Here is a 20,876-nt window from a genome sequence, read left to right as displayed (position 1 = left end):
TTCGAAATTAAAAGGTCAAATCGTTTTTCGATTTGACCTTTTTTGCATTATGGTTTAATTATTAGAATAATAATGATAATTTTATATTCTGATAAATAATTTAGACATTTAAATGCGTAGATTTTTTCTTTTTTTACTCCTTTTTCTGCCCAATATTGTATTTTCGCAATTGTCGATTAATTATCCATATAATCGACAAATCTTTCAAAGAAATAACAACAATGAGGCCCAATTTTCGATATTAGGGTCTTGTCCAATTACCGCTAAAACCATCTTGTATAAATTAACACCCGTTCAAGAAGGTCAAGGTGTGGCAGTAGATTGGACGGATTTGCAAGCAAATCCTTTGGGCGGTATTTTCCAAGGCCAAATAACAGCTAAAGGGGGTTGGTATACCTTACATATTAAAGCATTAGCGGACGGAATGGCTTTGGATTCAAGTACCATTTCTCGTGTAGGAGTCGGTGAGAATTTTATCATTGCTGGGCAATCCAATGCCCAAGGTACTAGAAAGGTTGAGGATGATGTTGCTGCGTTAGATGACCGTGTCAATGTGGCAAGTTTCAGTAATATGATCAGTTCCGTAAATCCAGCCAAAGATGATTTTCAAGCGATAAGTCAAAATAGCCTTGAATACCCAGAAAATGCTTTTAAACAATTAAGTTCAGGTGCCATCATTGGACCCACTGGTGGAACTAGTTATTATTGGGCGAATTTAGGAGATTCACTCGCTCAGAAATTAAATGTCCCCATTTGTTTTTTCAATGTAGCATGGGGAGGTACTTCCATTCGTAATTGGACTGAGTCGGCGCGGGGTGGGCGATCTGAAAACCCTTGGGCTTCAGGTTTATATTATCCAACAGGTTTCCCTTACAACAATTTAAAAAAAGTAGCAGAAATTTACGGTAAAAAAAATGGCGTTCGTGCAGTATTATGGCACAATGGAGAAACAGATTCTTTCCAACGAATGTTACCAAGTGTTTATAAAGATTACCTTAAAGAACTCATTGCCATTTTTAGAAAAGACATAGGTGAAGATATTCCGTGGGTGATTGCTCAATCTGCTTTTTATGCCACAAGGTATGAAAATGGGACATGCGAGGTTAATTATACAAATAGCATTGCAGAAGCGCAGTTAGAATTTTTGACAGATTCCAATTTACCTCAATTGTTCGAAGGGCCTAATACAGACTCCATTGAAATCCCTCGAAATAGTGATGAAATAGCCTATTGCGTCCATTTTTCTCGAAATTATTTTAATCAGGTGGCCAATGTGTGGTTCAATAAATTAACAAATCAGTTTTTCTCTGATTCAAAACCTACTTACGCTAACCAACTTCCAATGTTAGAAAAACAATGTGGTACTGATAATTCGAACCATATTGTGATTAATTCCCCTTATAAAAAAATTAATTTATACGATGCAAATCAAAATCTAGTAGGTTCTACAAAGGAATACAAAAATTTAAGTGCTGGGAAATACAACTTGGAATTAGAAGATTCATTCGGATTAAAATTTAAAGTGCCCAGTTTTACTTTACAGAATTTCACCATTAATGAACCTTTGAAAATGAGTCTTAGCAAAGATTCTACTTATTGCGAAGGAAGCTTATCCAACTTATCTGTGTTAAGTAATCATTTGTCTTACCAATGGAATTCAGGAGATACGACCAGCTCCATCAAATTGACTAAATCGGGTACGTTTCAGGTTCTTGTGAAAGATGCCAATAATTGTACCGCTAGTTCTAATCCCATTGTTTTGACTCGAATTTCTAAACCTGCCAAACCCATCATTATCCCCAATTCATCTACCACTTTTTGTGAAGGCGATAAGGTAGATTTAACAGCTACCAATAGTTTGGGTAAATATGAATGGAATTCAGGAGAAAAAACTCAAAAGATAAGTGTCAAAAATTCCGGTTACATTAAAGTACTTGCTGTGGGTGAATTTAATTGTCAATCAGAATTTTCGGATTCACTCAAAATTACTGCCCTTCCATTACCTAATACTCCAGAAATTTCTGCCTTGAGTGATACATTATTTTGTGACGGTAAATCAGTTGATTTGCTAGCCTCTAACGGTGCGAAAAGTTACCTTTGGTCAAATGGAGAGAAATTAGATAAACTGACTATTGTGAAATCTGGTAATTTTCATGTTGCAACCATTGATTCGAATAATTGCCTTTCCAAACCATCCAGTAAAATATATGTGACCGTTTGGCCTAATCCTGTCAGTCCTTCTATCAAAGCCTTAAGTGATACGGTTTTCTGTGATGGTGGTTTAGTTAAATTGATGGGTGTCAATGGTGCTGGAAAATATGAATGGAGTTCAGGACAAAAATCCGATTCCATCACGATTAAGAAATCAGGTTCTTTTCAATTGAAAACCATTGATAAAAACCTATGCATTTCTCCATTTTCATCTACGGTTTATGTGAAGGTAAATCCAAATCCAAGTAAACCTATTATTAAAACAGTTGGAGATACATTGATTTGTAGTGGTAATTCGGTTGAACTGATTGCTACCTTTGGCTCCAATAAATTTGTTTGGAAATCAGGTGAGACAGGACCTTCTATTGTTGTTAACAAAGCCGGGATATTTAGCGTCGCCACAATCGATGGAAATAACTGCAAATCCGAGTATTCCAATGCCGTGCAAACCAAATTGTTTGCTACACCAGCACCTACCAGCATCAGTCAATCTTCCCCTTACTTTTTATATGGGGGATTAAAAGTCATTGATACCGAATACAATTGGTCGTTTAATAAAATGGCTTTAACGGAAAAAGGAGTTTATTTACGCGTGCAAGAACCTGGGAGTTATGGGATTTTCGTGTCTAAAAAATTCGCAAATGGTCCGACTTGTGTTTCGGCTCTCAATGAATTTACTTATAAAATTCCAGAAGATGGTGGTTTAACCATTTACCCGAATCCAGCTCGTCCCAATGAATTAGTGAATATCCAGTCGATTTCTAGTCTAAAAAATGCTACCTATTCATTGTATGCATTTGATGGTCGATTAATGGCAAGTGGTAAAATTAATGAAGATGGACTGTATGGATTCAATGTAAGTGAGCTTGGAGAAGGGAAATATTTTTTAATTGTAAATACCATTGATCATGTTTATGAAAAAGCTTTGATTGTTGCTAAGTAAGTTTTCAATTGTATGAAGTATAAAAAAAAGCCCAGGAAATTTAATTCCTGGGCTTTTTGATTGGTTGTCAGTTCTTATTTTGACAAAGCAGCTTGTAGATTTTCATCCAATGCAGCTAAGAATTCTTCAGTGTATAAATAATGTTCACCATGGGTAACTTTATTTCCATGGATACATACAGCTAAATCTTTTGTCATTTTGCCTGATTCAACCGTTTCGACACAAACCTTTTCTAGGGTTTGGCAGAAATGAATTAAGGCATTGTTGTTATCTAATTTACCTCTAAATTCCAAACCTCTTGTCCATGCAAAAATAGAAGCAATTGGATTGGTAGAAGTAGGTTTTCCAGCTTGGTGATCACGGTAGTGACGTGTTACTGTTCCATGAGCAGCCTCAGCTTCCATTACTTTTCCATCTGGTGTAATCAATACGGAAGTCATTAAACCCAAAGATCCAAATCCTTGTGCCACTGTATCCGATTGAACGTCACCATCGTAATTTTTACAAGCCCAAACGAAATTACCATTCCATTTTAACGCCGAAGCCACCATGTCATCAATTAAACGATGCTCATAAACGATACCTGCTGCATCAAATTTAGCTTTGTAATCACTTTGGAAGATTTCTTCGAAGATATCTTTGAAACGACCATCATATTTTTTCAAGATGGTGTTTTTAGTTGATAAATATAAAGGCCATCCTTTGCTTAATGCCATGTTGAAACATGAATGAGCAAAACCTTTGATGGATTCATCCGTATTGTACATGGTTAATGCTACACCATCTCCTTTAAAGTTGTAAACCTCAAAAGTTTGAGCTTCTCCACCTTCTTCTGGCGTAAATGTAACGGTTAACTTTCCTTTTCCTTTGGTAACAAAATCAGTTGCACGGTATTGATCACCAAATGCGTGACGACCAATCATGATAGGCGCCGTCCAGTTAGGTACTAATCTTGGTACATTTGAACAAACGATTGGCTCTCTGAAAACGGTACCGTCTAAGATGTTACGAATAGTTCCATTGGGAGATTTCCACATTTGTTTCAAATCAAATTCAACTACACGTGCTTCATCTGGAGTAATGGTAGCGCATTTAATGCCGACACCATATTTCTTGATTGCCTCTGCTGCTTCAATCGTTACTTGGTCATTGGTCTCATCACGATATTCTACCCCTAAATCATAATATTTGATATCTAGATCTAAATAAGGTAAGATTAATTTGTCCTTGATGAACTTCCAAATAATACGGGTCATTTCATCACCATCAAGTTCTACTACTGGATTGGCTACTTTAATTTTTTCCATTTTACGTTTCAGAAATTTAATTGTTAGTGAATATCAAAGGCTTCGGCTTTCGATAATCCTGCAAAGGTAGGTACTAAATCTTTTTTACTCCATTTTTTTGCGGTAAATTTGAAAAATTTATCAATATTTTTTAATGGAGACTGTCATAAAGATCACGTGTAAAGATGAAAAAGGTTTAGTTCATAACATAACAGGTGTGCTTTTTAATAAATTATTAAATGTAACTCGGACGGATGAATTCGTGGATGAGGTTAGTAATAGTTTCTTTATGCGGATTTCTTTCACAGGGACTTGCGATGTGGGAAGTTTGAAAAACGAAATATTGGAACTTTTGCCCACAGATGCCAAAGTGGAGGTCATTCCTCCTTCATTAAAAAAGGTAGTTGTGTTGGTGACCAAGGAGCATCATTGTTTAGGCGATTTATTGATTAAAAACCAATTCAAGGATTTGCCCTTTCAAATTCAAGCGGTTATTGGAAACCATCAAACACTTGAGCCCATTAGTCAACAATTTGGAATACCTTTTCATTTTATTTCGGCAGATGGGATAGACAGAGAGGTACATGAAGACTTGATTGGACAAGCAATTGATGCGTATCAACCAGATTTAATTATTTTGGCAAAATACATGCGGATTTTATCTACATCATTTTCTGTCAAATATTTGGGCAAAATGGTCAATATTCATCATTCATTTTTACCTGCTTTTATCGGCGCCAATCCTTATCAGCAAGCATTCCAAAGAGGAGTGAAGATCATTGGTGCGACCGCGCATTTTGTCACAGATGATTTAGATGAAGGTCCCATCATTTGTCAGGATGTAGTCTCCGTCAACCATACGCAATCAGCTAAAGATATGTCGAAAGCGGGAAAAGAAGTAGAAAAAATTGTTTTAGCCAAAGCTTTAAAAATGGTTTTGGAAGACCGAGTTTTTATTCACCAGAATAAGACCATTTTATTTGAATAATATTTGTTTTAAAAAGCGTAAATTGCAGTCCTTTTTCAATTAATTAAGTATTATGTTTGAAAGTTTAAGTTCCAAATTGACCACCGCGATGCGAACCCTTAAAGGGAATGGTCGTATTACTGATGTAAATGTTGCAGCTACCGTGAAGGAAATTCGTCGTGCTTTAATGGACGCCGATGTTAACTATAAGGTAGCTAAAGAGATTACAGATCGTATTAAAGAACAAGCTTTAGGGCAAAAAATTCTTATTTCAGTTGAACCAGGCCAGTTGCTTGTCAAGATTGTTCATGAAGAATTGACCAACCTAATGGGCGGTCAAAAACAAGAAATTAATTTAAAAGGAGATCCTTCAGTGGTCTTAATCGCTGGTTTACAAGGTTCAGGTAAAACAACCTTTTCCGGAAAGCTAGCGCAATACATCAAAAAATCAGGTCGACAAGTTTTGTTAGTTGCTTGTGATATTTATCGCCCTGCGGCTATTGACCAATTAAAGGTGTTAGGAGAACAAGTTGGCGTAGAGGTTTATGCAGAACCTGAAAATAAAAACGCTGTTTCAATTGCTGAAAACGCCCTTTCATATGCCCGTAAAATGGGTAAAAAGGTAGTCATTGTCGATACCGCCGGTCGTTTGGCTGTCGATGAGGCGATGATGAATGAAATTGCTGCTGTTAAGCAAGCGATTAAACCTACAGAAATTTTGTTTGTGGTGGATTCCATGACTGGACAAGATGCAGTTAATACCGCAAAAACATTTAATGAACGTTTGAATTTTGATGGGGTTGTCTTAACCAAATTGGATGGTGATTCCAGAGGGGGAGCTGCCTTGTCGATTCGTCAAGTAGTCGAAAAGCCTATTAAATTTATCTCCACCGGAGAAAAAATGGAAGCCCTGGATCAGTTTTATCCTGATCGTATGGCCAACCGTATTTTGGGCATGGGTGATGTGCTTTCGTTGGTAGAAAGAGCTCAACAAGCTTTTGATGAAGATGAAGCGGCTCGATTGAACAAGAAAATCCGTCAAAATAATTTCTCTTTTGAAGATTTCTATGCTCAGTTGCAACAAATCAAGAAAATGGGTAATATCAAAGATTTGATGGGAATGGTGCCTGGCATGGGACAAGCCATCAAAGATGTGGATGTATCCAATGATTCGTTTAAACCTATTGAGGCTATTATTCAATCCATGACGATTAAAGAGCGTCAAAACCCTGATATTTTAAACCCTTCCCGCAAAAATCGAATTGTGAAAGGCTCTGGGACATCTATACAGCAAGTCAATAATTTATTGAAGCAATTTGAAGATATGCGAAAAATGATGAAGATGATGAACAAGGTACAAGATGGTAAAATGAAAATGCCAAACCTTGGGAATATGTTTAAGAGATAGTTTACTTTAACTTCATCAAATGCATTCCATAAATAAGTTCTACATCTGTCTGATAGTAGCTTAATTGGTCTGTTTTTTGAACAAAATAAACATCGTAATGACCTTCTGGTATTTGAAGATTCCATATCGAAGTAGTTCCTTCATTTGAAAAATAGTCAAATTTTAAAACCAAATTTTTCTTTGACCCCCTTTTAAAAACGAGGGGAGTGAAAAATTCAAAATTTGTTTTTTTAGATTTGAAACAAACATACCATTCTGAAAAACGCTGGTAATTAGGTAAGGAAAGCTTGCCGAATTCTAAATAAATGTAATTGTTATTCTGACTTTTATTTATGACATCTTTGGATAAATCTAAATGATTAATTCGCAGGTTATTTTTTATTTTTATATCGCCCGAATAAATTTGTTTTCCTGGTTTGTTATTTCGTAGGTCTATTTCAGTTTCACAAATCCCATTTTGATAGCTATTTTTTAACTCGTCTTGAATATTTGCATACATTCTTGGAGAAATGGATATCGTGCTAAAGTTATGTTTCCAATTATCACTATCCGCAATTGTATTTTTCTTTCTGTTGAATAATAATTCCGTATTGAAATAAAATGAGCTAATACTTATGAAAACAGTTATAACTACAATCAGAAGGTAGATTGGTAATGATTTTAAATGAACAAAAACAGTTGATCGGATTAATTGAATATATAATCCTGTAAAAATCAATGGAGAATAAAAAAGATATCTGCTGCTTCTAAAAATGAATATTCCCGAACCACTTCTAGCCACAGCGATTAAAAAAAGACTTATTAGACAAAAGTAAAGAAGTAAATTAGTCGGGGTAAAGTGCTTTGAAAATTCCGAAAATACCCCTTTGTAAAAATACCATAAGGTGGATAAGAAAGCTATAAGTCCAGCCATGATAGTAATGGGAAATCCATACTCTTGACTTACATTTATAAATATCCCGCCCGTCAATGAAAGAAATATACCAACGAAACGATTGACATCAAATGAAGTTAATGTTTCCGCCCCTTTTTCGTAGAAAAATACATAATTTAAGATGAATGGGAGAAAAAATAATAGGATTACCCCTGTTTTTTTATATTCTTTTTGAATGAGTAAAACGAATATATTTAAACCAAAAGCTATAAAACCATTGCCAAAGGAATAAGCTGCCAATAAACTAAATATTCCTACTAGATATATAGCATATTTTTTAGTGGAATGGATGAATGTAAAAGATAAAAACGCAAATAATACCATTGCGAATTGTGTTATTCCAGTACAAGCCCAATTGAATAATTCGTGGTATTGGGGTTGAAATAAAAGAAAAACGACCGGAAGGATCGTCCAATTTGCCAGGTGTAATTTTTGAAATTCAAGATAAATGAAATAACAAAAGAGGAAAAAATAATATCCTAATAACAATTATATGTCGAAAATTGAGAATTCCGAAAATTCCATCATCCAATAGAATCAATAACTTAGGGACAACGGTTAAATGGTCATTTTCAAATTGTAAGAGATGAACTCTCCTGAAAAAAAAGAATACTTTTTTAACATAGAGGTCAACATAATGTAATTTACATCATCCTGAATTGGGAAATTAACGATAAATGAATAATTATAGAAAAAAAATAAGAAAGCCGAGAATAGTAAAAAGCAAGGGAAGATAAACTTCTTTTCTTTTATTTCAGCCATTCGAAAATTCCGGAGAATATTCATTATTTTCTTATCAGTGCACCCAATTCTTTCTCAAAACTTTTGATTAATCGTTCCATCGTGGAATCAATTACCTTGTCCGTTAAGGTTTGATTTTCATCTTGAAGGATAAAGGCAACTGAATAGGATTTTTTACCTTCTCCTAAGTTTTTGCCTTCATAGACATCAAAAATACTGATCGACTTTAAGATGGATTTTTCGGTTTGTTGTGCAACTTTTTTAATTTCTTGCAAGGTAACCGTTTGATCAATCACCAAAGATAAATCACGTCGCACTTCTGGGAACTTCGATATTTCTTGATAACTGAAATCTTTCTTCTCTTGTTTTAACCAATAATCCCAATCAAAATCTGCCATGAAAACATCTTGTTTGATGTCAAATTTCTGAGCTAAATTGGGATGGATCATTCCTAATTCGATACAGACTTTCTTCTGGATGGAAATTTTTAGTCCATAAGCAAAAACACTGGATTTTTCGATGACCTCCGTATCAAAAGCCTTTCCTCCCAAGCTACTCATCAATGCCTGGCAAACTTGAAATAAATGATGTAATTGAACTTTCTGAGCTTGTGTATCCCATGTTTCTCCATTCAATAAACCTGTCATGTACACCGCTAAATGTCTTTTTTCAATGTATTTAGGCGATTTTTTATGATACGTTTTTCCAAATTCGAAAAACTTCAAATCTTTTTGTCTTCTATTAATATTATGCGCCAAGGCTTCTAAGCCATTGAAAACCATGCTTTGTCTTAGGACTCCTAAGTCTTCCGATAACTTATTCAGTATTTCTACATCTTCAAATGCCAAATCATTTTTGATCAATTGATGATAGTTCGCCTTGGTCAATGAATTGGAAATGATTTCATTGAATCCTTTTGCGGCTAAGCTTAAAGAAGCATTTTGTTGTATTTTTTCTTTATCTAAAGCTGGAAATTCAGATACAAAAGCTGCACTTAAATGGTCTGATAAGGGGATATTATCCAAACCGTGAATTCGTAATATTTCTTCAATTAAATCTGCTTCTCGGGTTACATCTACTCGATATGCAGGTGCAATGGCAGTGAAACCTTCAGCTGTGACATTGATTAATTCAAAATCCAAAGCAACCAAAATAGATTGGATTTTCTCTTTGGGTAATTCGATGCCCATCCAATCGTTGATCCGCTGAAAGGTCGTATCAATGCTCGCTAATTCAGCTTTAATTGGATAATAATCGACCACTTCGGAGGATACTTTTCCACCCGCTAATTCTTGAATTAAGATGCTTGCGTATTGTAGGGCTAATAATTTTGCCTCTACATCTGTGCCTCTTTCAAATCGGAAAGATGCATCTGTTTTCAAACTATGTTGCTGAGAAGCTTTTCGGATTCTTTCCGGTTTAAAATGGGCTACTTCTAAATAGATTCTTGTGGTTTCTTCTTGAATTCCAGAATCTTCACCACCCATAACACCCGCTAAACCTATGGGGCCCTCGGCATCACAAATCATGATTTCTTCACCGGATAGTTTTCTTTCTACTCCATCCAAGGTTTTGAAAATGGTTCCTGCTGGTAATTGGTCCACCACTAATTTTCCTCCTCGAATTTTGTTCCAATCATAGGCATGCATGGGTTGTCCTAGGCCATGACAAATAAAATTGGTGATATCAACAACATTATTGATGGGTCTTAAACCAATGGCCTTTAATCTTTCTTGCAACCATTCTGGAGAAGGACCTACTTTTACTTGATCTATACTAAGACCACAAAAACGGGTACAGCCTTCATCCTTGATATCGATTTGAATCGGAAATTGTTGATTGTCTACTGAGAATTTATCCACATTGGGTAGTTGGATATTTATTCCACTGACTGCTTTAATATCTCTCGCTACTCCCCAATGGGATGCTGCATCTGCACGATTGGGCGTAAGTCCAATTTCCAACACTAAATCGGAACGTAATTGGAAAAAATCAGCAGCAGGAGTACCGTTCGCCACTTGCGTATCCAAAACCAAAATACCATCATGCGAATCACCTAAGCCAATTTCATCTTCCGCACAAATCATCCCCTCGGATGGTTGACCGTAAACCTTTCTTTTTTCGATTTTAAAAAGTTCTTTCCCTTCTTTGTCGTATAAGGTAGTGCCAGGAGTAGCCACAATCACTTTTTGTCCTTGTGCTACATTTGCTGCCCCACAAACAATGGTCAATATTTCTTCTAAGCCTGCATCAACCGTTGTTAAACTTAAGGTTTTTTCTTTTACTTGAAATTTTTCACAAGTTAGGACTTCACCTACCACAAATCCTTTTAACCCACCTGGGATGGTTTCATGTGGCTCAATGCCCTCTACCTCCAAACCTGTATTGGTCAAAAGGACATCTAATTCTTCTGAACTACCTTTTTGAGGCAGTTTTGAAACATCAATAAAATCTGTTAACCAGTTAAGGGAAATCTTCATCTTGCTAAATTATCGGGTAAATTTCATTTTATAATCGACGGAAACTTTACCTTTAGTAATGTCTGTTAATTTATTTTTTATCAATCTTTTTTTCACGACACTTAAATGATCCGTGAATAAAATCCCTTCTATGTGGTCATATTCGTGTTGGATAATTCTAGCAGCCAAACCCTCAAAAACCTCTTCTTTTTCTTCTCCTTTTTCCGTCCAATAATGAATTTTCACATATTCAGGTCTGAAAACTTCCCCTCTTATTCCTGGAATCGATAAACAGCCTTCTTCAAAGCCCCATTCTTCACCTGTCTCATCCAAGATGGTCGGATTTACAAAAACCTTTTTAAAGTCGATCAAGGATGGGTCAATGTCTTCGTCTTCTTCGCCTTCATTCATCGGTCTTCCATCCACCACAAACACTCGAATATCTTTTCCGATTTGAGGCGCAGCTAAACCTACACCACTTGCGGCGTACATTGTTTCAAACATGTCTTCAGAAAGTTTATTCAGATCAATACTTCCAAATTCAATATCTTGAGCAACTTTTCTTAGCACAGGGTCTCCGTAAGGAATGATAGGGTAAATCATATTTTTCAAATCAAACCGCAAATTTAATCATTTTAATGGAAAGCTTGCTAAACTTTATTTGCTCGATTTTTTGTAATTTGCCAAGATTTTAATCCTAAGTAGATAAAAAACATTTTATGAATAGAAATTTTTTCAAAGCTCATCCTTGGCACGGAATCCAAATTGGGGAGCAAATGCCCGATCAAGTAACGGCCTTTATTGAAATTGTACCTACAGATACTGTCAAATATGAAATTGATAAAGAAACGGGTTATTTGAAAATTGACCGCCCTCAAAAATTCTCCAACATTGTACCAGCTTTGTATGGTTTTTTGCCTCAAACCTATTGTGCCGAAGGAATTGCTGAATTAGCAAGGAAATATTCAGGAAAAGATATCACCCAGGGCGATGGAGATCCCTTGGATATTTTGGTTTTATCAGAGAGAGCCATTACTCATGGAGATATTTTGTGTCAAGCCATTCCTATTGGTGGAATTCGCATGATTGACAAAGGAGAGGCTGATGATAAAATTATTGCTGTATTAAAAGATGATCCAATTTATGGCAAATGGAGAGATATTTCAGATGCTCCCAAGGATATCGTTCAACGATTAAGGCATTATTTTTGGACCTATAAAATGTTACCTGGTGAAACCACTACCAATGCGGTGGATATTGATGATGTGTATGGTAGAGAAATTGCTCATGAAGTAATTCGCCAGTCGAGAGAGGATTACCGAAAAAATTTCGGATAGGTATTTGTCCATTGTTTGTAAGATTTTTCCATTCGACATTATTTTGTCTAAATTTTGTAAAATAATGTCGAAAATTGTAGCTCATTTTAAACCCTACTAATATGTGGCAATTTGTCAAATTTACTTTAGCAACGATCGTTGGATTTTTTCTATTTTCTCTTTTTGGTTTTTTTATCATTGTTGGCATTGGCTCAGCTATGAATAGCTCTGAAGCAGAGTTTGAGGTGAAAGAAAATTCGGTGTTAAAATTGGATTTGAACCGTGAAATAGTTGAAAACGCTTCCACCGAAGATAATCCTTTTGCAGATTTGGCAGGTCCTTTTTTATCTAATTCGGAGTCAGTGGGTTTAATTCAAATTATTTCAGCGTTGGAAAGAGCTCGTGTTGATAAAAATATCAAAGGAGTTTATATCGATGTAAGTTTTCCAATGGCCGGTTATGCTCAATTAACAGAGATTAGGGACGCATTGGAGAAATTCAAAAAATCAGGAAAATTTGTTTACACCTATTCAAATGCTTATTCTGAAAAAGCCTATTATTTAGCTTCTATTTCAGATAAGGTTTATTTGAATCCAGGAGGATTGCTAGATTTTAATGGAATTAGTGTGCAATACATGTTTTTCAAAAAAGCATTTGAAAAATTAGATATTGAACCATTGGTTTTTCGTGTTGGTCAATTCAAGTCGGCAGTGGAGCCATTTATCCGCGAGGATATGAGTCCAGAAAATAAAATGCAAACGCATTCATTTTTAAAATCGATCAATGATCAAGTATTTTCCAAAATTGCTGCTTCTACGAAAATCCCCGTGAATCAATTAAATCGAATAGCAGATAGTTTAAAAGCGTATAATCCCAAAGAGGCAGAAAAATTGGGTATGTTAAAATTGGGCTATTGGGATGAATTTGAAGCGATTTTGAAAAATAAATTAAAACTCAAAACATCTGATGATGTCACTTTTGTGAAACTAGGAAATTACTTAAAAGCGAAGAATCCAATTGAAAAGGTGGAAGGAACGGATAAAATAGGAATTTTGGTGGCAGAAGGGGAGATTGTTGGAACAAAAGGTGGCGATGGTAGCATTGGTTCAGATGATTTTGTCAAGGAATTAAAAAAGCTTCGTGATAATAAATCCATCAAAGCGATTGTTTTACGTATCGACTCACCGGGTGGATCATCTTTAGCTTCAGACATCATGTGGCGTGAAATTTTATTGGCTAAAAAAGTAAAGCCTGTCATTGCCTCCATGTCGAATTATGCCGCATCAGGTGGTTATTATATGGCTATGGGTACCGATGTAATTGTAGCTCAACCAACCACCGTGACAGGATCCATTGGTATTTTTGCTCAATGGTTAAACTTGGATAATTTTTTCAAAAATAAATTGGGTATTACGCATGATCAAGTCAACACGCATGCTAACTCCAACTTTATGACTTCTCTTGGCACCATGACAGAGTTCGAAAAGTCAGTTGTACAAAACATGGTGAATCAAGGATATGAGTCATTTACTTCCAAAGCGGCTGCAGGAAGAAAAATGCAGATTCAAAAATTGAAATCATTGGCCGGTGGACGAGTTTGGACGGGTATTCAAGCGAAGCAATTGGGCTTAGTAGATGAATTGGGTGGTTTAGACAAAGCCATTGAAATTGCAGCTCAAAAAGCAAAAATTAAGTCAGGAGCCTATAAAGTTGTTGTTTATCCAAAAGCTAAATCCTTTTTTGATGAAATTTTGGCTGAAGCAACTTCTGAATCATCTTTAGAGGAACGATTGACTAAATCAAAATTACCATGGGCGAAATCCATTTGGGAGCTTGATCGCATGAAAAAAAGAGAAGGCTTTTTAACAATGATGCCATTTATGATGGAATTTGAATAGTTTTTTCAGTAGAAATAAAGAATTCAGCTTTATCTTTGATGAAATTTTAAAAAATATGGTTAGAAATAATTGGACTAGAGAGGAAGTTGAGAAAATATATCATCAACCGTTTTTGGATTTAGTGTATCAAGCTGCTACGGTTCATCGCCAGCATCATGATCCTAATGAAGTTCAAATTAGTACCTTGTTGTCTATTAAAACGGGAGGCTGTCCAGAGGATTGTTCCTATTGTTCCCAAGCAGCTAGGTACCATACCAATGTAAAAGTTCAAAAATTACTACCTTATGAAGAGGTGATATCAGCTGCGGTTCGTGCCAAGGATAACGGAAGTTCTCGTTTTTGTATGGGTGCTGCGTGGAGAGAAGTTAGAGATAACAAGGATTTTGATCGGGTGTTGGAAATGGTGAAGGGTGTGAATTCTTTAGGGATGGAAGTTTGCTGTACCTTAGGTATGTTATCGGAAGAACAAGCTGAAAAATTAAAGGATGCAGGCTTGTACGCATATAATCACAATATTGACACGAGTGAAGATTATTATGAAGATGTTATTTCTACTCGTACTTATCAAGATCGCTTAGAGACTTTAGGAAATGTCCGAAAAGCAAAAATATCAGTTTGTTCAGGTGGAATTATCGGTATGGGGGAATCCTCTTCCGATCGAATTGGAATGCTTTTAACTTTGGCCAACTTGCCTGAGCATCCGGAATCTGTGCCAGTGAATAATTTGGTACCCGTGGAAGGAACGCCATTTGAAAATCAAGCAACCGCTTCTGTATGGGATTTAGTTCGTGTTATTGCTACCGCTAGAATCATGATGCCGAAATCTGCCGTTCGTTTGTCAGCAGGTCGTTTGGAGTTGAATTATGAAGGTCAAGCATTTTGTTTCATGGCAGGTGCAAATTCCATCTTCTCTGGAGATGTGTTATTAACAACTCCGAATCCAGATGCGAAATCGGATCAGGAATTATTTCAAATTTTGAGCATCAAACCAAAGGAAGCATTTAAAGATGCGAAGAAGCATGGTATTGAATTCAATCAAATTCCAAGTGCACAAGGTTTAGAACATTCACATTAATCCCGTAAAGGACTCTTTTCGTTCAAAAAGAAAAAATGGCTTTTTGATATTCCAATTCATCCTTATCAAATGGATGAATTGGATTAATTCTTGGCAGAAGAAAATTTATACGTATTTTTATCAGTTATTTATTTAGTCAAAGAATGGATCTGATAGTTTTTGGAAAAATTGCTCTTTCCATATTTTTCGTCTTATTCGAAGTTTTCATTTTTCATAAAAGAAATTTCATTCAAAGATTGGCAGAGAAATATTCTGCCTTGTTCTACTTTGGAGTTTTTTGCATCTTTCGGTTAATCCCATTTTTATTGATTTACATCGTTTTTCAGTTTGATACGACTTCCGATGTGCCTATTTTTTACGATTCAGCCAAAATGGCCATTGAGGGGAATTTTGTCTATCGAGATTTCCAAACGAGTTACTCTCCATTATTCCCTTATTTAATTGGCCTAATCGTCCCTTTTTGGCAAAGTTCCAAATCCATTGTGTTGATTTTAATTTTACTTGAAGCCATTTTCGTTTGGGCATGTACCAACTTATTTCATCTCAATAAGCCGCATTTTAAATCATTGGTGTATTATTCCTTACCGAGCACATTTATTTTTTCTATTCTTGGCGGACAAGAAGATATTTTGATGTGGGGGTTTTTATCCTTGTTGATTCTCATGTATTTGAAAAATAGAAATGTGATTTGGGTGGGAATAATTGGAGGTTTTGTGCTTTTATTGACGAAGTTTATCTTTATTTTAATTCTACCCGGAATTATCTTTTATTTCAAAGGTTTTAAAGAGCAATGTAAGGTTTTATTGGGATTAGCTATTATTGGAATTCCCACCTTTGTGATTTTATATCATTATTCGCATTGGGGATTTTTGTGGCCATTAACCGAGGCTAATGTACCTAGAAATCCCAATCTGTGGTCGTTTTTTCATACGGTTAGCGGCGGCTTAAGTCCTTATGGGCCTCGGTATTTGAATTGGTTAGGATTGGCTTTCATTGAAATTCTTTTAAGTTATATTATCCTGAAATACAGGAATACTATCTCGTTTGAGAGTTTTCTGCCCGCTGCATTTGTATTGGTGTATATCTGGTTAATGCTTGTTCAACAAAGTTCCTATGCGAATTATTCTTATGCTTATTTGCTTCCGCTGGTATTTATGTTGAATTGGGAAAGTACGAAAGAATTTTACTTTTTCTTGGCGATTAATTTCTTTTTTGCGGTTCAACCTGCCATTTGGTGGAGGAATGGTTTGGTGAATATTCAAGGCTTACATGAATTAACGGAGCCTTTAAAATTGGTATTGTTTGTAATGGAGGTATTTTTAATTGGTGGAATGATTTGGATGATGCAAAAGGTTTTTGGTCATCTGATAATGTTGAATCACTCCAAAAAGTAGATAGGATTCTTGAACTATTTGATAGCCTAAGTTTTGATAGAAAGGAACCGCATTTTCTCGAGCTTCCAAGATAATCTCGTTAACACCTATTTTCAATCCCTCGTTTTCTAAATAATCCATTAGTTTTTTCCCAAGTCCTTTGCCTTGTTGGTTGGTAGCCACTGCAACGCACCTAACTTGGCCAAGTCCGGGTTTTACCACATGTAAACGTGCAACAGCCAATACCTGATTGTCTTCAACGATCATGGCATGAATGGCCGATGCTTCGTCATTTAGTATCTCTGAACCTACGGGTTGTTTCCATGGTTCACGCAATACTTCATATCGAAGTGCATAATAATTATTCCAGTCGGTAGGGCTATTGGGTTGTCTAATTTCCATAAAAAAAGGCTGTCTCTAAGAAACAGCCTTAAATATCTAAATAGTATTTTTATTTAGCAAAATTTACCGCTCTCATTTCACGAATAACCGTTACTTTGATTTGGCCAGGGTATTGCATTTCTTTTTCTATTTTCTGAGAAATGTCAAATGATAAGTTGGATGCTTTTTCGTCGCTTACATTCTCTGAATCGACAAGTATTCTCAACTCTCTACCGGCTTGAATGGCGTAGCATTTTTGAACGCCATCAAAAGAGGTTGCTAAGTTTTCTAAATCTCTTAAACGTTTCATGTACGATTCCATCATTTCGCGTCGTGCACCAGGACGTGATCCAGAAATTGCATCACAAACTTGGATGATGGGCGATATCATAGATGTCATTTCAATTTCATCATGGTGAGCTCCGATCGCATTGCAAACTTCAGGATGCTCTTTGTATTTCTGAGCTAATTCCATCCCTAAAACTGCGTGTGGTAATTCAGGTTCTTCATGCCAAACTTTACCTATGTCATGCAATAGACCAGCACGTTTCGCTAATTTGACATTTAAGCCTAATTCTGCTGCCATAGTAGCACACAATTTGGCTACCTCTCGCGAGTGTTGTAATAAATTTTGGCCATAAGAAGAACGGAAGCGCATTCTGCCAACCATCTTGATTAACTCAGGATGAAGTCCGTGAATTCCTAAATCGATGACCGTTTTTTCTCCGATCTCAACGATTTCATCTTCAATGTTTTTCTTTGTTTTATTCACAACCTCCTCAATACGAGCTGGGTGAATACGACCATCTTGAACAAGACGATGCAATGATAATCGGGCTATTTCTCTTCTTACTGGATCGAATCCAGAAATGATGATGGCCTCCGGGGTATCATCTACAATAAACTCCACGCCTGTTGCAGCTTCTAATGCACGGATATTTCTACCTTCTCGACCAATGATTTTACCTTTTACATCATCCGATTCGATATTGAACACCGAAACACAATTTTCAATCGCATTTTCAGCGGCGGTTCTTTGAATGGTTTCAATCACTACTTTTTTAGCCTCCTTCGTTGCTGTTAATTTTGCTTCTTCGATAGCAGTTTTAACAATGGAACTAGCTTTGCTTTCCGCTTCTGCTTTCAAGGCATCCATTAATTGTTGTCTTGCTTCATCGGCGGAAAGATTAGAAATACGTTCTAATTGGCTAATTTGATTGGCCAACATCGCTTCTGCCTCTGCTTTTTTGCGTTCAACATCTTCCGATTTTTTACGATAGTTTTCTTCTTTGGATGCCAGACTTTGTTTTTGCGATTGCAAATCTTGATCAGCTTGTTTTTGAATCTCTTGTTGAGAAGCAAGTGTTCTTTCTTTTTCTCTTAATTTTTGTTCGTTTTCAATTAAGATGGCTTTTTTCGCTTGACTATCTTCTTCAAATTCAGCTCTTAGGCGTAGAAAATTTTCTTTAGCCTCCAGCATGCGATCTTTTTTGATGTTTTCTGCAGAGATTTCTGCATTTTTTAGAATATCATCTGCCTTTTTTTGAGCTTCTGATTCTAAATCTTTGTTCACTTTAGAAAAGATTACTTTTCCAGCAAATACCCCCGCAGCTAAAGCAAGAAGGGGGATTATAATAGTTATTAAGGACATAGTACATTGTTGTTTTATGTACATTAGTCACCAAAACTGACAAAGAAAAGGGTTGATTTAGATTTTATAGGAGCTAACTAATTCCAAAAGGTCATTATTTTGTTCGTTAACACTTGAACTTAATGAGTTCAACTCATTTTCAAATTTAACGCCACACATAGCTAAATCTAATGCTACTAATGCCATTACCTTGTTAGGGTCGGAACTATTTGTCTTTTTTTCATAGTATCGTACTAATTCATTAATCAAATTAGCAGCACTTCTTACACAATATTCTTCTTCTGGGCTAACTTTCAAAGCTACTGTTTGAATTCCTAATAGTAAATTACAAGGAAGTTTTTGGCTCATTTATTGCGTAATGTTTCAATACTCTGATCTATAATTGCTATATAATTATCTAACGTTTTCTTCAACTCAGCAGTTGGGACCGCTGTATTATTCGTATTAACTACAATTTTAGTAATTTTATCTGATATTTTTATGTTTTTCTCCAATTCTTTTATTTTCTCTTTGGAGCTAAAAAGATCAGCATTTTTACTTTTCAATTGTTCTTCTAAACCTTCAATTTTATTTTTAAGTTCATTTATTTCACCTGCATTTTCTTGTAGCAAATTGACCATCTGAGTGATTTTCAGTTGTAAGGTTAAATATTGCGTTCTTAATTCAGGTTTCATCATTATTTGATTTTAGCCAATACCAACTTTCCTTTTTCCCAATTAAATTCTCTCCAGATAATAATACCTACAAATAGTAATCCACCCAAATTTTCACTTATCATAGTTGGTAAATTATCTTTTGGTAAAAATTGATGCAATTCAATTGCCAAAAAACCAAGGAATAAATATCCAATGGCAGTTTTCCATCGGTAGGGTGCGGGGTCATATATTTGTCCCCCAATATAACACAAGGCTGTCATAACTACGCTAGATGCTAAAAATGACCAGGCACAAGCCATGTAACCATAGTTCGGGATAAATATCACATTCCCAATCAAGGTAATGATTAAACCAATGAGGGTGATGATGGTGCCCATATAGGTTTTATCCTTCACTTTGAACCAAACGGATTGTGTGTAATAAATTCCTAAAAATAAATTGGCTAATAACAATACTGGTACAATTCCGATGCCTTCCCAATAGATGGGTCTTCCAAGAAATAATTTTTTGATCCAAAATAAATTGTTCGAAACTCCTACCCAAAGCAAAGTACAAATAATCACAAACCAATGCGTCACCAAAGCTAGATTTTCTTTCGAATTTTCTTCTGTTTTTTTGCCCAAGAAGAATGGCTCTGCCGAGTATTTAAATGCTTGAATAGCTAAACTCATAAATACCGATAATTTGTAGCAATTGCCATAAATACCTAAAGCATCTTGACTACTTCGATTCGGGTAAAAATGGCTTGGTAGAAGTTCTTCTAAAAGTAATCGGTCGAACATCAGATTGAACATAGCTGCTAAACTCATCAGCATCAATGGATACGCATATATCCATAATTTTGAAAATTCTGGCCAATCCCATTCCCATCGATATTCTGAAAATTCCTTTCTCAGCCAATAAAACAAGGTACCATTGGAAATTAAATTGGCAAGAAAAATATATCCAACTCCGATACTTGGAGAATAAAGGTATTGGAAGAAAGTAGGTAAACTTTGTTCCCAATGTCCTTCATGAATAGGTTTGAAAACCAATAAAAAGATTAGGTTTAAACCGACATTGATAACAATAGAACTTATTTTCGCCTTCACAAAAAGTTTGGTTTTATGCTCTAGGCGCAATTTGGCAAATGGAATGGCGGTGATGGAATCAATGGCCAAAATCAATGCCATCCATTGAAGAAATATGCCTTTCCCCGGATAACCCAACTGTGCAATTAAAGGCTCTGAAAACAGGAATAATAATAATGTGAAGAGGCTTGTTGTGGCGATGATGGCACTCAGAATTAGCCGATAATACTTTAAGGGTGCCTCTTTGGCAAATCGGAAAAAGGCGGTTTCCATGCCATAGGTGTATATTATATTGGCAACAGCGATGTATCCGTATAATTTGACATTTATTCCCGATTCGGCCGGTGAAAAAGCTTTAGTATGCACGAAAACAAGCAAAAAATTAAGAGAACGCCCAAGTATGGTACTAAATCCATACGATAGTGTTTCTCCAGCTAATTTTTTTAAAATGGACATAAGCTTATTTTCTCAATTTCAAAGTTAAGCATTTTATTGAATAGTGATTGT

General features: G+C 35.8%; 16 protein-coding genes. 7 read left to right on the top strand and 9 right to left on the bottom strand.

Annotated elements, in window-relative coordinates:
* The first annotated feature begins 112 nt into the window (after positions 1-112).
* The gene (locus tag V7S76_RS04785) at positions 113-3,154 is read left to right on the top strand and encodes a sialate O-acetylesterase (protein WP_459508915.1); all 3,042 of its coding nucleotides are present in this window, start codon (positions 113-115) and stop codon (positions 3,152-3,154) included.
* Positions 3,155-3,228: 74 nt separating this feature from the next.
* Here the strand turns inward: V7S76_RS04785 and V7S76_RS04780 are convergent, their stop codons facing one another.
* A complete protein-coding gene (locus V7S76_RS04780) occupies positions 3,229-4,461 on the bottom strand; it encodes an isocitrate dehydrogenase (NADP(+)) (protein ID WP_459508914.1) in 1,233 nt (410 codons plus the stop codon).
* A gap of 133 nt (positions 4,462-4,594) precedes the next feature.
* On the opposite strand from V7S76_RS04780, the gene purU reads away from it, so the two are divergent.
* Positions 4,595-5,428 carry a formyltetrahydrofolate deformylase gene (gene purU / locus V7S76_RS04775; RefSeq protein ID WP_459508913.1) on the top strand — a complete coding sequence of 278 codons (834 nt, stop codon included), beginning with the start codon at positions 4,595-4,597 and terminating at the stop codon, positions 5,426-5,428.
* Positions 5,429-5,480: 52 nt separating this feature from the next.
* Positions 5,481-6,815: a signal recognition particle protein gene (gene ffh / locus V7S76_RS04770; protein ID WP_459508912.1), complete on the top strand. Its 1,335-nt coding sequence runs from the start codon at positions 5,481-5,483 to the stop codon at positions 6,813-6,815.
* 1 nt (position 6,816) lies between these two features.
* Here ffh and V7S76_RS04765 read toward each other — a convergent pair whose 3' ends face one another.
* From V7S76_RS04765 to def, 3 genes are all read right to left on the bottom strand, one after another.
* Entirely contained in the window at positions 6,817-8,073 is a 1,257-nt protein-coding gene (locus tag V7S76_RS04765; protein WP_459508911.1) for a hypothetical protein, read from the bottom strand.
* 461 nt (positions 8,074-8,534) lie between these two features.
* Complete coding sequence (pheT, locus tag V7S76_RS04760) at positions 8,535-10,970, bottom strand: phenylalanine--tRNA ligase subunit beta (protein ID WP_459508910.1); 2,436 nt, start codon at positions 10,968-10,970, stop codon at positions 8,535-8,537.
* A 9-nt stretch (positions 10,971-10,979) separates the two neighbouring features.
* Entirely contained in the window at positions 10,980-11,552 is a 573-nt protein-coding gene (gene def / locus V7S76_RS04755) for a peptide deformylase (protein WP_459508908.1), read from the bottom strand.
* A 116-nt stretch (positions 11,553-11,668) separates the two neighbouring features.
* On the opposite strand from def, the gene V7S76_RS04750 reads away from it, so the two are divergent.
* The 4 genes from V7S76_RS04750 (at position 11,669) to V7S76_RS04735 (ending at position 16,632) form a co-directional block, all read left to right on the top strand.
* Positions 11,669-12,286 (top strand): inorganic pyrophosphatase, encoded by a 618-nt coding sequence (locus tag V7S76_RS04750; RefSeq protein WP_459508907.1) that lies wholly within the window; start codon positions 11,669-11,671, stop codon positions 12,284-12,286.
* Positions 12,287-12,387: 101 nt separating this feature from the next.
* Positions 12,388-14,163, top strand: coding sequence for a signal peptide peptidase SppA (gene sppA / locus V7S76_RS04745; protein ID WP_459508906.1), 1,776 nt, complete (start codon positions 12,388-12,390; stop codon positions 14,161-14,163).
* A 55-nt stretch (positions 14,164-14,218) separates the two neighbouring features.
* The gene (gene bioB, locus V7S76_RS04740) at positions 14,219-15,238 is read left to right on the top strand and encodes a biotin synthase BioB (RefSeq protein WP_459508905.1); all 1,020 of its coding nucleotides are present in this window, start codon (positions 14,219-14,221) and stop codon (positions 15,236-15,238) included.
* Between the two features lie 143 nt (positions 15,239-15,381).
* Positions 15,382-16,632: a hypothetical protein gene (locus V7S76_RS04735; RefSeq protein WP_459508904.1), complete on the top strand. Its 1,251-nt coding sequence runs from the start codon at positions 15,382-15,384 to the stop codon at positions 16,630-16,632.
* Here V7S76_RS04735 and V7S76_RS04730 read toward each other — a convergent pair.
* Genes V7S76_RS04730 through V7S76_RS04710 form a run of 5 tightly spaced genes read right to left on the bottom strand, consistent with a single transcriptional unit; the run spans position 16,558 to position 20,825 of the window.
* Entirely contained in the window at positions 16,558-17,013 is a 456-nt protein-coding gene (locus V7S76_RS04730; RefSeq protein WP_459508903.1) for a GNAT family N-acetyltransferase, read from the bottom strand. The genes V7S76_RS04735 and V7S76_RS04730 overlap by 75 nt on opposite strands.
* 49 nt (positions 17,014-17,062) lie before the next feature.
* Positions 17,063-18,643: a ribonuclease Y gene (gene rny, locus V7S76_RS04725; protein WP_459508902.1), complete on the bottom strand. Its 1,581-nt coding sequence runs from the start codon at positions 18,641-18,643 to the stop codon at positions 17,063-17,065.
* A gap of 57 nt (positions 18,644-18,700) precedes the next feature.
* Positions 18,701-18,991, bottom strand: coding sequence for a cell division protein ZapA (locus V7S76_RS04720; RefSeq protein WP_459508901.1), 291 nt, complete (start codon positions 18,989-18,991; stop codon positions 18,701-18,703).
* Positions 18,988-19,320, bottom strand: a complete 333-nt coding sequence (locus V7S76_RS04715; RefSeq protein ID WP_459508900.1) for a hypothetical protein — start codon at positions 19,318-19,320, stop codon at positions 18,988-18,990. The genes V7S76_RS04720 and V7S76_RS04715 overlap by 4 nt, the downstream gene beginning before the upstream one ends.
* Positions 19,320-20,825, bottom strand: a complete 1,506-nt coding sequence (locus V7S76_RS04710; RefSeq protein ID WP_459508898.1) for a lipopolysaccharide biosynthesis protein — start codon at positions 20,823-20,825, stop codon at positions 19,320-19,322. Before V7S76_RS04710 ends, V7S76_RS04715 begins: the two co-directional genes overlap by 1 nt.
* Positions 20,826-20,876 lie beyond the last annotated feature (51 nt).

It is taken from the genome of Aquirufa sp. ROCK2-A2 (genome assembly GCF_054558485.1).
The sequence above is the reverse complement of the archived record's forward strand: the minus strand, read 5'-3'. Positions and strand labels throughout refer to the sequence as shown.

Bases quoted from the DNA above. Each gene is read 5' to 3' on its own strand.
- V7S76_RS04785 (WP_459508915.1), top strand. From the start codon at position 113: ATGCGTAGATTTTTTCTTTTTTTACTCCTTTTTCTGCCCAATATTGTA.
- V7S76_RS04780 (WP_459508914.1), bottom strand. From the start codon at position 4,461: ATGGAAAAAATTAAAGTAGCCAATCCAGTAGTAGAACTTGATGGTGAT.
- purU (WP_459508913.1), top strand. From the start codon at position 4,595: ATGGAGACTGTCATAAAGATCACGTGTAAAGATGAAAAAGGTTTAGTT.
- ffh (WP_459508912.1), top strand. From the start codon at position 5,481: ATGTTTGAAAGTTTAAGTTCCAAATTGACCACCGCGATGCGAACCCTT.
- V7S76_RS04765 (WP_459508911.1), bottom strand. From the start codon at position 8,073: ATGGTATTATTTGCGTTTTTATCTTTTACATTCATCCATTCCACTAAA.
- pheT (WP_459508910.1), bottom strand. From the start codon at position 10,970: ATGAAGATTTCCCTTAACTGGTTAACAGATTTTATTGATGTTTCAAAA.
- def (WP_459508908.1), bottom strand. From the start codon at position 11,552: ATGATTTACCCTATCATTCCTTACGGAGACCCTGTGCTAAGAAAAGTT.
- V7S76_RS04750 (WP_459508907.1), top strand. From the start codon at position 11,669: ATGAATAGAAATTTTTTCAAAGCTCATCCTTGGCACGGAATCCAAATT.
- sppA (WP_459508906.1), top strand. From the start codon at position 12,388: ATGTGGCAATTTGTCAAATTTACTTTAGCAACGATCGTTGGATTTTTT.
- bioB (WP_459508905.1), top strand. From the start codon at position 14,219: ATGGTTAGAAATAATTGGACTAGAGAGGAAGTTGAGAAAATATATCAT.
- V7S76_RS04735 (WP_459508904.1), top strand. From the start codon at position 15,382: ATGGATCTGATAGTTTTTGGAAAAATTGCTCTTTCCATATTTTTCGTC.
- V7S76_RS04730 (WP_459508903.1), bottom strand. From the start codon at position 17,013: ATGGAAATTAGACAACCCAATAGCCCTACCGACTGGAATAATTATTAT.
- rny (WP_459508902.1), bottom strand. From the start codon at position 18,643: ATGTCCTTAATAACTATTATAATCCCCCTTCTTGCTTTAGCTGCGGGG.
- V7S76_RS04720 (WP_459508901.1), bottom strand. From the start codon at position 18,991: ATGAGCCAAAAACTTCCTTGTAATTTACTATTAGGAATTCAAACAGTA.
- V7S76_RS04715 (WP_459508900.1), bottom strand. From the start codon at position 19,320: ATGATGAAACCTGAATTAAGAACGCAATATTTAACCTTACAACTGAAA.
- V7S76_RS04710 (WP_459508898.1), bottom strand. From the start codon at position 20,825: ATGTCCATTTTAAAAAAATTAGCTGGAGAAACACTATCGTATGGATTT.